We start from the raw sequence: 12,567 nt of genomic DNA, 5'->3' as shown, positions 1-12,567 counted from the left end.
CGTAACCCGATCAGGTGAGCTGTGTCTGTCGGTGGCGTGAACCGGACTGTGGCAGGCTGTGAACGTGCTGATCCGCCCCGCGACCGCAGCCGACGTCCCCGCGATCGTGGCCATGCTGGCCGACGACCCGTTGGGCGCGGCGCGCGAACAGCCCGGGGATCCCCGCTACGACGAGGCGTTCGTCGAGATCGCGGCGGACCAGCGGCAGGTGCTGGTGGTGGCCGAGCTCGACGGCGAGGTGGTGGGCACGCTGCAGCTGACGTTCACCCCGGGGCTTTCCCGGGTGGGGGCCACTCGCGCCACGATCGAGGGGGTGCGCGTTCACTCAGCGCAACGGGGCAGCGGGCTCGGACAGGCGCTGATCGAGTGGGCGGTGGACGCGGCCAAGGAGCGCGGCGCGATCCTCGTGCAGCTCACCACCGACGTCTCCCGCAAGGACGCGCACCGCTTCTACGAACGCCTCGGTTTCGTCGCCAGCCACATAGGGATGAAGCTTCCGTTGTAGTCAGGCGCCCTGGTTTTCGGCGAGGCGGGCCAGCAGTCGCTTGTGCACGGTGGGCGGCAGCAGGTGCGCCACGTCGCCGCCGTAGGTGGCGACCTCCTTGACCAGGGAGCTGGACAGGAAGCTGTTGAGCGGCTTGGTCGGCATGAACATGGTCTCGACGCCGGTGAGGCCCTGGTTCATCTGGGCCATCTGCAGCTCGTAGTCGAAGTCGCTGACCGCGCGCAGGCCCTTGACGATCGCCTGGACGTCGTGCTGGGCGCAGTAGTCGACCAGCAGCCCGTGCCAAGAGTCGACCCGCACGTTGGGCAGGTGCGCGGCGGTCTCGGCCAGCAGGGCCAGCCGCTCGTCGACGGTGAACAGCCCGCGCTTGGTCTTGTTGATCATGACGGCGACCACGACCTCGTCGAACAGGGCGGCGGCCCGCTCGATGATGTCCAGGTGACCGTTGGTTGGCGGGTCGTAAGAACCCGGGCAGACCGCGCGCGTCATGATCCGGACCGTAGCAGCAGGACAACGCCCCCGGCGGTCGCTGTCGCGGCGCTCACCCGGCGCGGTGGCCCGAGTGGACCGCCCAGTGCAGGGTGGTCTCGCCGTAGCGGCGGGAGCGGGTGCCGACCAGTGCCGGTGGCCAGTGCGGGTCACCTGAGCGGGTGGACCGTTCCACCACCACTGTGGCCTCCGGTCCGAGCCAGCCCGCGGTGAGCGCTGTCAGCGCGGCGGCCAACTCGGCGTCGTCGAGGGCGTAGGGCGGGTCGGCGAACACGAGGTCGTAGGGCGCGGTGGGGGCGGCGGCCAGGACGCGGTCGACCCGCGAGGCGCGGATGTCGACCCCGGGCATGGCCACCGTGGCGGCGTTGCGCCGCAGGACCTCGACGGCCGCGCGGTCCTGCTCGACCAGGGTGACCAGGGCGGCTCCGCGCGAGAGCGCCTCGAAGCCGAGCGCGCCGGACCCCGCGTAGAGGTCGAGCACGCGGGCCCCGTCGAGGTCGACGGCGGCTTCCAGCGCGCTGAAGAGGGCCTCCCGGACGCGGTCGGCGGTGGGGCGGGTCCCCTTGGGCGGGACGGCCAGCCTGCGCCCGCCCGCGGCGCCCGCCACGATCCTGGTCACCGGTCCAATGGTGCCGGGTGCGAGCGGGGGGTAGGCGGGCAGGGGGGACGGTGGGTGGGTGAGGCGGAGCACATCCACCCGGCGACCGATTCACGTGCAGGCGCGAACGCGTAATCTCACTCTTCCGTCCGAAGAACACCCCGGGAGCGCTGCGTGTCGGAAACCTCTGTGAGAGAGGCCGAGATCGCGGTCGAGCAGAAGCACGTCGACATCGTCTACGCCCGTGTCGCCGAGATGCGCGACGAAGCGGAGGCCATGCGCGTCCGGGGCGACGAACTCGCCCACGGTGCGCGCAACGAGGCCGTGTTCGAGCAGGCCGCGATGCTGTTCGAGCGGGACGTGATGGTCCGCCACGCCACGCAGATCCTGCGCACGCTCGACGCCGAGCACGAGGGCCTGGTGTTCGGCAGGTTGGACAGCACCGACGGCGAGACCCAGTACGTGGGCCGGCTCGGGGTGCGCGACGGGGACTTCGAGAACCTGGTGACCGACTGGCGCGCCCCCGCGGCGGCGCCGTTCTACCAGGCGACGGCGGAGATGCCGATGGAGGTGATCCGGCGGCGGGTGATCCGCTCGACCGGACAGTCCGTGGTCGACATCGACGACGACCTGCTGATGCCGGAGAGCAGGCAGGAGTCGATGCCGGTGGTCGGCGAGGGCGCGCTGATGGCGAGCCTGACCAGGGCGCGCGGCGAGAACATGCGCGACATCGTGGCCACGATCCAGAAGGAGCAGGACGAGGCGATCCGCGCGCCGTGGCGCGGCGTCACCGAGATCACCGGCGGGCCGGGCACCGGCAAGACGGCCGTCGCGCTGCACCGGGTGGCGTACCTGCTCTACCGCGACCGGCGGCGCATGGGCGGCACCGGTGTCCTGGTCGTCGGCCCCTCCCCCGCGTTCACCTCCTACATCTCCCGGGTCCTGCCCTCGATGGGCGAGGACAACGTGGAACTGCGGTCCCTTTCGGATCTGCTCGACGGCGCCGCCGCGACCAAGGTGGACCCGGCGCCGGTCGCGGCGGTCAAGGGTTCGCTGCGGATGCGCCGCGTGCTCAAGCGCGCGATCCGCGAGGCGCCGCACGACGCCCCCACCGAGCTGCGGATCGTCTACCGCGGCGAGGTGCTGAAGCTGGAGGCGCGCGAGCTGGCCACGGTCCGCGCCGCGGTGCACAACGGGCGTCGGCTGCCCAACCAGTCGCGGGTAGACGCGGCGGAGGCGTTGCTGGAAGCGCTGTGGCGCAAGGCGGACTCCTACGAGGACTTCCCGGTCAAGCGCGCCGACCTGATCGCCGAACTGGGCGAGCGCATCGACTTCCACCGGTTCGTGGTGGTGTGGTGGCAGTTGGTCACCCCCGCCGACGTGCTGCGCACGCTGGCCGACCGCAGGCAGTTGGCCCGCGCGGCGGGCCGGGTGCTGACCCGCGCGGAGGTCGACCTGGTCGCCGACTCGTGGGCCGCGGGCACCGGTTGGTCGGTCGCCGACATCGCGCTGCTCGACGAACTGCGGGTCATGCTCGGCAAACCGCCCAAGCGCCGCCGCCGCGCCGAGGTCGACCCGTTCGCCCCGGTCTCGGTCGCCAGCGGCCGCCGCCAGGACTACGACGAGTACTCCCACATCGTCATCGACGAGGCGCAGGACCTGTCCCCCATGCAGTGGCGCATGGTCGGTCGGCGCGGCAAGTATGCGAGCTGGACCGTGGTCGGCGACCCGGTGCAGAGCTCGTGGCCGGACCCGGCCGAGGCCCGCCAGGCGATGGACGCCGCGTTCGGCGGCCCCCGCACCCAGCGGCGCCGGTTCGGGCTGCGCACCAACTACCGGAACTCGGCCGAGATCTTCGACCTGGCAGGCAAGGTGGTCAGGGACGTGGCCACCCCGGACCAGCTGCCGCACGCGGTGCGCTCGACCGGGGTCGACCCGGTGATCAGGGTGACCCAGGACCTGGTGGACGCGGCGTTCGAGGAAGCGGGCACCCTGTTGTCCACAGTGGACGGAACAGTCGGCGTCATCACCGCGACCAGCCGAGTGGAGTCCTTCCGCGCGAGCGCGGAGGCGGCGGGCGAACCCCGCCTGCGGGTGGTCGACGGCCTGGAGTCCAAGGGCCTGGAGTACGACGCGGTGGTCCTGGTCGAACCGGACGAACTGGTCCGCGAGTCCTCCACCGGCCCCCGCACCCTCTACGTGGCCCTGACCCGAGCCACCCAACGCCTGACCGTGGTGACCTCCAACCCCTCATGGCCAGGCTGACCTTCCCGGCCTAGGCGCCGGGTAATCGGTGGTCGGCTACCCAGCTGGCGAGTTGGGCGCGGCGGCGCAGGCCGAGTTTGGGTAGCAGGCGGCGGACGTGGGTTTCCACTGTGCGGACGCCGATGCTCAGGAGGTCGGCTACCTCTCGGTTGCTCAGGCCCTGCGCCGCGAGTTCGGCCACCTCCCGTTCGCGGGCGGTCACCTCCAGCCAGGGGTCGTCCACACCGGACGATTCGCCGAGGGCGAGGGACTGGCCCGCTGCCGGGGTCATCGCGGCGCCTGCTTCGAACGCGGTTCGGTACTGGGTGGAGCCCAAGGCGCGCAGGCAGAGGCGTTCCACTTCGGCGTGGACTTCGCCGAAGGGGATCATGCCGATGATCCGGACGCCGGTGGCCGCCCGGAGGGTGTGGCTGACCCCGAGCACTCGGGTGGCCAGTGCGTGCTGACCGGACGCGGCCAGCGACCAGGCGATGCCGTGCACGCTCCACACCGCGCCCCAGCGCTCGTCCCAGGAGCGCTGTTCGGCCAGGGACTGCCGGAACAGGGTGACCGCGCGGGTGGGTGAGCCGTGTCGGAGTTCGGTCAGCGCTTGCACCCAGCGGGTCCAGGTGGTGGCCCAGGCCGCGGTGTGGGTGAGGGCTTCGGTGTGGATCTCGGTGCTGGCGGCGCGGGCTTCGGCGGCGGAACCGAGGAAAGCGGCCGCCATGCCCCAGAACAGGCCCGCCATGTGGGCGGCGCCCGTGCGGCCCGCGGCGGCGAGTTCGGCGCGGGCGCGGGCGAGCTGGTGGATGGCCGCGGCGTCCCCGGCGATCACGAGCCGGTGGGTGCCTTCGGCGAAGGCGGTGGCCGGGTCGCGTGGGGCGAGGGCTTGGCAGCGGGTGAGCGCGGCGTCGGCGCGGGCCTTGTCCCCCATGCAGACGGCGATCCAGCAGGCGTTGACGGCGGCTTCGACGCGGGGCGGCAGCGGTGAGGACGGTGGTTGGGCGGCCAGGAGTTGGTTGAGCCAGTGGTAGCCCTCGCGGATGGTGCCCCGGAAGAACCACACGCGCAGGCCAGCCAGTCCTGCCGCGATCCCGAGGCCGACCACCGCGGTCTCGCCGCCGGTGTCGCTCGCGTACTGCATCGCGGCGCGCAGGTTGGCGAACTCGGCGACCGCGCGGGTGACCCAGCTCAACTCCTGCTCCCCCGGCGCGAACCACTCGCGGGCCGCTGTGGTGGCGAAGTCGTGGTAATACCGCAGGTGGCGGTCGCGCACGGCCGCGGTCTCGCCGCGTTCGGCGAGGCGGTCGGCGGCGTACTGGCGGGTGGTCTCCAGCATCCGGTACCTGGCGACCCCGCCGTCGCCGCACACGTCGAGGACGGACTTCTGGATCAGGCCGTCGACCAGGTCGAGCACCCGGTCCCGGGTGATCGCGGTGCCGTCGGCGCAGACCGCCTCGGCGGCGTCGAGGTCGAAGCCCGCCTCGAACACCGACAGCCGGTCCCAGGCGAGCCGCTCGGCCTCGTCGCAGAGCTGGTGGGTCCAGTCGAGCACGCCGGTGAGCGCGCGGTGCTGCGGGGCGAGGTCGCGCCGCCGGGAAGCCAGGACCGAGAACGCGCGCTCCAAGCGCAGTGTCAGCTGGGTGACCGTCAACGTGCGCAGCCGGGCAGCGGCCAGCGCTATCGCCAACGGCAGTCCGTCGAGCCGCCGCACCAGGTGCACCACGTCAGCCAGGTTCGACTCGGTGACGGCGAAGTCCGGGGTCGCCTCGCACGCCCGGTCGACCAGCAGCCGCACCGAGTCGGTCGCCAGCACCTCGGCCAGGCTCGCGCCGACCGCGGGCAGGGCCAGCGGTTCCACCCGGTAGAGCCGCTCCCCCGGAACGTGCAGCGGTGCGATCCGGCTGGTGGCCACCACCCGCAGCGCGGGCGCACCGGCAAGCAGCGCCGCGGCCAGGTCGGCCACGTCGGCGGCGAGGTGCTCGCAGTTGTCCAGCACCAGCAGGGCCGCGTGCGCGCCGAAGTGCTCCAGCAGCGCGGTCAGCGGCGGGCGGGCCGAGTGGTCGCGCACCCCGATCGAGTCGGCGAGCACGGTCGCCAGCAGCCGCGGGTCCGAGACCTGGGTCAGGTCGGCGAAGTGGACCGGCACCGGATACCCGAGGACCATCCGCTGCACCAGCGCGGTCTTGCCGACCCCACCCGGGCCGTGCACGGTGAGCACCCTGGTGCCGCGCACGCGCTCGGCGAGCGCGCGCAGGTCGCGGTCCCGGCCGACGAATGTCGAGACCGGAACGCGCCGCGCCGCGGTCAGCTCGTCCCCAGTGGCCACCAAGCCACCCTAAGCCGATCACCAGGCGGGCCGCCCGACGCCGCAGCCCACCCCCATGTGCCGTCAACGGGCTGGGAGCGGGCGACCCGCACCACCGCACCCGACACCGGGATGTCTACTCCGCACCCGAGATCCACTCCACCACCCCGACCGCCCGACCCCCCTGGCACCGGCGCTGTCCTGCGGCGACGCCGAGCACTGGGAGGTACATCACCCCGCGTGTACGTAGTTTTCCGGACACCGCGCACGCCACCGCCCCCGCGGTCATCGCGGGGGCGGTGGGGTGCGAACCGGCAGTTTCCCGCTAGGCGAGCACGACCAGCAGGTCGCCGCCCTCGACCTGCTGCACCGAGCCGATCGCGAGGCGGCCGACGGTGCCCGCCTTGGGGGCGGTGATCGCCGCCTCCATCTTCATCGCCTCGATGGTGGCGACGGTGGCGCCCGCCTCGACCGCGTCGCCCTCGGCCACCGCGAGGGTGACCACGCCCGCGAACGGGGCGGCGACGTGGTTGGCGTTGGACCGGTCGGCCTTCTCGGCGGCGGGCAGGTCGGAGGCCACCGAGCGGTCGCGGACCTGGATCGGCCGCAGCTGCCCGTTGAGGGTGGCCAGCACGGTGCGCATGCCGCGCTCGTCGGCCTCGGCGACCGCCTCGAGCTCCAGCAGCAGGGTGACGCCGCGGTCGAGGTGCACCGCGTACTCCTTGCCCTGCTCCAGCCCGTAGAAGAAGTCCTTGCTGGCCAGCACGCTGGTGTCGCCGTACTGGTCGCGGTGGGCCAGGAACTCCTTGGTCGGGCCGGGGAACAGCAGCCGGTTGAGGGTGCCGCGGCGGTCCTCGGCCAGCCCGGCGCGGTCGGCCTCGGTGAGCTCGGCGATGCCCTTGGGGGCCGGGCGGCCCTTGAGCGCCTTGCTGCGGAACGGTTCCGGCCAGCCGCCCGCCGGGTCGCCCAGCTCGCCGTGCAGGAAGCCGATGACCGAGTCGGGGATGTCGAAGCGGCCGGGGTCGGCCTCGAAGTCCTTCGGGTCGACGCCCGCCCCGACCAGGTGCAGCGCGAGGTCGCCGACCACCTTGGACGACGGGGTGACCTTCACCAGGCGGCCCAGCATCCGGTCCGCGGCGGCGTACATGGTCTCGATGTCCTCGAACCGGTCGCCCAGGCCCAGCGCGACGGCCTGGGTGCGCAGGTTCGACAGCTGGCCACCGGGGATCTCGTGCAGGTAGACGCGGCCGGTCGGCGCGGGCAGGCCCGCCTCGAACGGCGCGTACACCCGGCGCACGGTCTCCCAGTACGGCTCCAGGTCCGACACCGCCTGCAGCGACAGCCCGGTCTCCCGGTCGCTGTGGTCGGTGGCGGCCACGATCGCCGAGAGCGAGGGCTGCGAGGTGGTGCCCGACATGGACGCGACGGCACCGTCCACGGCGTCCACACCGGACTGGATGGCGGCCAGGTAGGTCGCCAGCTGCCCGCCAGCGGTGTCGTGGGTGTGCAGGTGCACCGGGAGGTCGAACTCCTTGCGCAGCGCGGTGATCAGCCTGGCCGCGGCAGGCGGGCGCAGCAGGCCCGCCATGTCCTTGACGGCCAGCACGTGCGCGCCCGCGCCGACGATCTGCTCGGCCAGCTTGAGGTAGTAGTCCAGGGTGTAGAGCTGCTCGGCCGGGTTCGACAGGTCGGCGGTGTAGCAGAGGGCGACCTCGGCGATCGCGGTCCCGGTCTCCCGGACCGCCTCGATGGCCGGGCGCATCTGCTCGACGTCGTTGAGGGCGTCGAAGATGCGGAAGATGTCGATGCCGGTGTCGGTGGCCTCGCGGACGAACGCGTCGGTCACCTCGGTGGGGTACGGGGTGTAGCCCACGGTGTTGCGCCCGCGCAGCAGCATCTGCAGGCAGATGTTGGGTACCGCCTCGCGCAGGGCGGCCAGCCGCTCCCACGGGTCCTCGGCGAGGAAGCGCAGCGCCACGTCGTAGGTCGCGCCGCCCCAGCACTCCACCGAGAACAGCTCCGGGGTGCTGCGCGCCACGTGCGGGGCGACCGCCAGCAGGTCCTTGGTGCGGACCCGGGTGGCCAGCAGCGACTGGTGCGCGTCGCGGAAGGTGGTGTCGGTGACCCCGACCCGCTTGTTCTCGCGCATCCAGCGGGCGAAGCCCTCCGGGCCGAGCTCGACCAGCTTCTGCTTGGTGCCCGCGGCAGGCTCGGCGGCGAGGTCGACCTCGGGCAGCTTCTCCCGCGGATCGATCACCTTGGGGCGGGGCCCGTGCGGCTTGTTGACCGTGACGTCGGCGAGGTAGGTCAGCAGCCGGGTGCCGCGGTCGGCGGAGCTGCGGGCGGTGAGCAGGTGCGGGCGCTGCTCGATGAAGGCGGTGGTGGCGCGCCCGGCGACGAAGTCCGGGTCGTCGAGCACGGCCTGCAGGAACGGGATGTTGGAGGCCACGCCGCGGATGCGGAACTCGGCGACCGCGCGCTTGGCCCTGCGCACCGCGGCGGCGAAGTCGCGGCCGCGGCAGGTGAGCTTGACCAGCATCGAGTCGAAGTGCGCGCTGACCTCGGCGCCCGCCGCGGTGCCGCCGTCGAGGCGGATGCCGCTGCCGCCCGGGGAGCGGTAGGCGCTGATCATGCCGGTGTCCGGGCGGAACCCCTTGGCCGGGTCCTCGGTGGTGATCCGGCACTGCAGCGCGGCGCCGCGCAGGTAGATGTCGTCCTGGCCGAGGCCGAGGTCGGCCAGGGTCTCGCCGGAGGCGATGCGCAGCTGCGACTGCACCAGGTCGACGTCGGTGACCTCCTCGGTGACCGTGTGCTCGACCTGGATGCGCGGGTTCATCTCGATGAAGACGTGGTTGCCGCGGGTGTCGAGCAGGAACTCGACGGTGCCCGCGTTCTGGTAGCCGATGTGCCTGGCGAAGGCCACGGCGTCGGCGCAGATCCGGTCGCGCAGCTCGGGGTCGAGGTTGGGCGCGGGCGCGATCTCGATCACCTTCTGGTGGCGGCGCTGCAGCGAGCAGTCGCGCTCGTAGAGGTGGATCACGTTGCCCGCGCCGTCGGCGAGGATCTGCACCTCGATGTGGCGCGGGTCGAGCACGGCCTGCTCGAGGAACACCGTGGCGTCGCCGAAAGCGGACTCGGCCTCGCGCATCGCCGCCTCCAGCGACTCGCGCAGCGCCTTGGCCTCCTCGACCCGGCGCATGCCGCGGCCGCCGCCGCCCGCGACGGCCTTGACGAAGATCGGGAAGCCGATCTCCTCCGCCGCGGCCAGCAGCGCCTCGACGTCGGTGGAGGGCGCCGTGGAGCGCAGCACCGGCAGGCCTGCCTCCCTGGCCGCCGCGATGGCCCGGGCCTTGTTGCCGGTCAGCTCGAGGATGTCGGCGTTGGGGCCGACGAAGGTGATGCCCGCCTCCGCGCACGCCCCGGCCAGCTCCGGGTTCTCCGACAGGAAGCCGTACCCGGGGTAGATCGCGTCGGCCCCGGCCTTCTTGGCGGCCTTGATGATCTCCTCGACCGACAAGTAGGCGCGCACGGGGTGACCGGGCTCGCCGATCTCGTAGGCCTCATCGGCTTTCATCCGGTGCGGGGAATTGCGGTCCTCGTAGGGGAAGACCGCGACAGTCCCAGCGCCGAGTTCATACCCGGCTCGGAACGCCCGGATGGCGATCTCGCCTCGGTTGGCGACGAGCACCTTGCGGAACATGCCCGGTTACCTCCTGCTACCTGGAGAAGTCGGTCGCCGGAGAATATCGTGGATGTCCCACGCGTCGGGAGCGTTGTCCCACGTGACGGGCGCCATCCTGATCGATCAGCATTCTAGGTTTTGCGCCGTCCGGTGCCGGTCTTGCGAAGATTTCCGGTTCGCGCGGACACCGCGGCGGGGAAAGCTCGACGGCGCCGATTAACGAGCGTTCACCTCGCGGGTCGGACCACGATCTCACGAACCGAGGTCCCCGTCGAGTCGGGGCCGAACCGCACGCGCACCTGCTCGCCGACCAGCCCGTGCGCGGCCACGTCGGTGTACTGGCCCGCGATCCGGCCGACGGTGCGCCAGGTGCCGCTGGGGTCGCGGACCTGGATCGGGGCGCCCGGCCGGGTGCCGGTGTCGGCGAGCACGACGACCCGGTCGACGGCCTGGGCGGTGCCCAGGTTGACCACCAGCGGCTCGCCGGTGACCCGGTAGCCGGTGCCGGGGTCGCCGTCGGTGGTGACGTCGGTGGGGCCGGGCAGCACCGACACCTCGCGCACCGCCAGCCAGTGCCGCTGACCCGCCGTCGCGCGCAGCCGCAGGTAACGAACATCACGCGGGTCCGGCCCGAGGGTGGCGGTCACGGTGGCCCGACCGGGCAACTGCCGGACGGTGACCCAGTCGACGCCGTCGACCGAGCCCTCCAGCACCCCGGAGCGCAGGAAGTCCTTCGGCCGCGCCGAGGTGCCCATGGCGACCGCGACCTCCTCGACCGGGCGGACCCGGCCGAGGTCGAGGACGAACTGGGCACCCGGCCGGGGCGCGCCGTCGGACCAGTAGAAGGTGGCGGTGTCGCCGTCGGCCATCCTGGCGGGCACGTTGTCGGCGTAGGCGGCGGGTGCCGTCGACACCGGTGCGGGCTTGACCAGGCCGAACGCCCGGTCGGAGGCGGTGAGCGCGGCGGCGACGAACACGGCGTGCCGGGGCGGGACCTGCGCGCCGAGCAGCAGCAGCCGCTCACACCAAGCGCGCCGCTGGTCGCCGGTGGCGTGCGCGACCAGCACCCGCACCGCGCGGCGGACCGGGTCGGCCGAGGAACCTTCGGAGCGCAGCAGGGCGTCGACGATCGCGGCGCTCTTGCGGACGTCACCGCGTCCGGCGTAGGCGGCCCAGAAGCGGGCCACCGCGCCGGGCAGCTCCACCGGAGCCTCCTGAGTGGACCGACGCGGGGCCAGGCGGTCCGGCTCGGGGTCGGCGGCCGCGGCGGCCGGGGTGGTGCCGAGCGCGGCGCCGACCACGGTGGTCAACGCGGCGATGGCGAGGGGAACGGCGGCACGGGGCCGTCCGCCACCTGGGGGCACGGTGGGTCCTCTCGGTCAGGACGAACTCGTCCCGTAGAACGCAGCAGGGTGAACGCGGTGGGCGCGCCCGCGACACGACCCCCAGGCCGGACCCGCCCGCGGGGATGGTGCCGGCACCGACGCCGCCACGCCAGGGCCCTCACCCGGACGGCGGCGTCGGTGCCGACAGGTGGCTCAAAGCCGGAACGGTCCGGTGTAGAGGATCCGATCCGCTGTGTTCGCGGGGAGTTTGCAGACACCCGTGCTCGCGGACCGCACGAGCGCCGCCTGCACCTGCGCGGGCGTGAGCGTCGGCTGCTGCCCCAACCGCAGCACCGCGGCACCGCTGGTGTGCGCGGCGGCCAACGACGTGCCGCTCAAGGTGGCCTTGGCGTCGTCGGCGGTGTTCCACGGCCCGACGATGCCGACGCCGGGGGCGTAGATGTCGACCGCGGGGCCGGAGTTGGAACTGCGGTAGGCGCAGTCGGACTGATCGATGCTCGCCGAGGTGATGGCCTCGGTGACCCGCGCGGGCGAGATGTTGCCCGCTTGACCACCGGAGGACCCGGCCGGGACGGAGTAGGTCGTGCCCGCGGCGATGGAGCCGCGCACGGCGTCGTCGAGGGCCTGGTTCGCCGGGCCGCCGAGGCTCATGTTCACCACGGACGGGCCGTGCGCGTTGGCGGTGATCCAGTCGATGCCCGCGATGACACCGGAAACGCTGCCCGAGCCGTTCTTGTCGAGCACCCGGACCGGGACGATCGTGACGGCCTTGGCCAGGCCGTACTCCTTGCCGCCGATGACCCCGGCCAGGAAGGTGCCGTGGCCGTGCAGGTCGTCGGGGTTGTCGTCGTTGTCGACGAAGTCGCGGCCGCCGCGGACCCGGCCGCCGAAGTCGCCGTGGGTGGCGCGGACACCGGTGTCGAGGACGAAGGCCGTGACGTTCGAGGCGGTGGTCGCGTAGCGGTAGCGCTTGTCGAGCGGGAGCTTGCGCTGGTCGACCCGGTCCAGGCCCCAGGACGGCGGGTTGGGTTGGTCGCCGTAGGCCTGGACCGGGCTGTCCGGCACGACGTAGGCGACCGACGGGTCGGCGGCGAGCGCCTTGGCGCCGGTCGCGGTGAGGCGGGCGGAGAATCCGGACAGGGCGCTGGTGTAGTGGTGTCCGACCTCGGCGCCGAAGCGGGTGGCCAGCGCGGTGACCCTGGTGCCGTAGTCGGCGGTCGCGGTGGGGCGCAGGACGACCACGTAGCCACCGGTAGGGGCGGCGCTATCGGTGGCGGTGGCTGGGGTGGTGATGACGGCGACGAGGCAGGTGGCGGCTAAACCGGCCTTGGCGACCCGTCCGTAAGCGCGGTGGAACCGTTCTCGCGGGGAGATGTCCATTTCGAATTCGGTACT

General features: G+C 72.8%; 8 protein-coding genes. 2 read left to right on the top strand and 6 right to left on the bottom strand.

Annotation, left to right across the window (positions count from 1 at the left end; translation table 11 throughout):
• Positions 1–64 precede the first annotated feature (64 nt).
• Entirely contained in the window at positions 65–505 is a 441-nt protein-coding gene (locus JOD54_RS15265; protein ID WP_204456297.1) for a GNAT family N-acetyltransferase, read from the top strand.
• On the opposite strand, the gene coaD is transcribed toward JOD54_RS15265, so the two are convergent.
• Together coaD and rsmD are read right to left on the bottom strand one after the other, a co-directional pair.
• Positions 506–994, bottom strand: a complete 489-nt coding sequence (coaD, locus tag JOD54_RS15260) for a pantetheine-phosphate adenylyltransferase (protein ID WP_204451166.1) — start codon at positions 992–994, stop codon at positions 506–508.
• Between the two features lie 52 nt (positions 995–1,046).
• On the bottom strand, positions 1,047–1,613 hold the full coding sequence (gene rsmD / locus JOD54_RS15255) for a 16S rRNA (guanine(966)-N(2))-methyltransferase RsmD (protein ID WP_204451165.1): 567 nt from the start codon (positions 1,611–1,613) through the stop codon (positions 1,047–1,049).
• 153 nt (positions 1,614–1,766) lie between these two features.
• Here rsmD and JOD54_RS15250 point away from each other — a divergent pair, with 153 nt between their 5' ends.
• Complete coding sequence (locus tag JOD54_RS15250; protein WP_204451164.1) at positions 1,767–3,857, top strand: HelD family protein; 2,091 nt, start codon at positions 1,767–1,769, stop codon at positions 3,855–3,857.
• A gap of 10 nt (positions 3,858–3,867) precedes the next feature.
• Here JOD54_RS15250 and JOD54_RS15245 read toward each other — a convergent pair whose 3' ends face one another.
• The 4 genes from JOD54_RS15245 to JOD54_RS15230 form a co-directional block, all read right to left on the bottom strand.
• A complete protein-coding gene (locus JOD54_RS15245; RefSeq protein WP_204451163.1) occupies positions 3,868–6,165 on the bottom strand; it encodes an ATP-binding protein in 2,298 nt (765 codons plus the stop codon).
• A gap of 304 nt (positions 6,166–6,469) precedes the next feature.
• Positions 6,470–9,844, bottom strand: a complete 3,375-nt coding sequence (locus JOD54_RS15240; RefSeq protein WP_204451162.1) for a pyruvate carboxylase — start codon at positions 9,842–9,844, stop codon at positions 6,470–6,472.
• Positions 9,845–10,053: 209 nt separating this feature from the next.
• Positions 10,054–11,190: a discoidin domain-containing protein gene (locus tag JOD54_RS35045; protein WP_204451161.1), complete on the bottom strand. Its 1,137-nt coding sequence runs from the start codon at positions 11,188–11,190 to the stop codon at positions 10,054–10,056.
• 174 nt (positions 11,191–11,364) lie between these two features.
• Entirely contained in the window at positions 11,365–12,552 is a 1,188-nt protein-coding gene (locus tag JOD54_RS15230; RefSeq protein WP_204451160.1) for a S8 family peptidase, read from the bottom strand.
• Positions 12,553–12,567: the final 15 nt, after the last annotated feature.

Origin of the sequence: Actinokineospora baliensis, assembly GCF_016907695.1 — a bacterium.
In the GTDB taxonomy this organism is placed as follows: Bacteria; Actinomycetota; Actinomycetes; order Mycobacteriales; family Pseudonocardiaceae; genus Actinokineospora; species Actinokineospora baliensis.
The sequence above is the reverse complement of the archived record's forward strand: the minus strand, read 5'-3'. Positions and strand labels throughout refer to the sequence as shown.

Bases quoted from the DNA above. Each gene is read 5' to 3' on its own strand.
- coaD (WP_204451166.1), bottom strand. From the start codon at position 994: ATGACGCGCGCGGTCTGCCCGGGTTCTTACGACCCGCCAACCAACGGT.
- JOD54_RS15240 (WP_204451162.1), bottom strand. From the start codon at position 9,844: ATGTTCCGCAAGGTGCTCGTCGCCAACCGAGGCGAGATCGCCATCCGG.
- JOD54_RS15230 (WP_204451160.1), bottom strand. From the start codon at position 12,552: ATGGACATCTCCCCGCGAGAACGGTTCCACCGCGCTTACGGACGGGTC.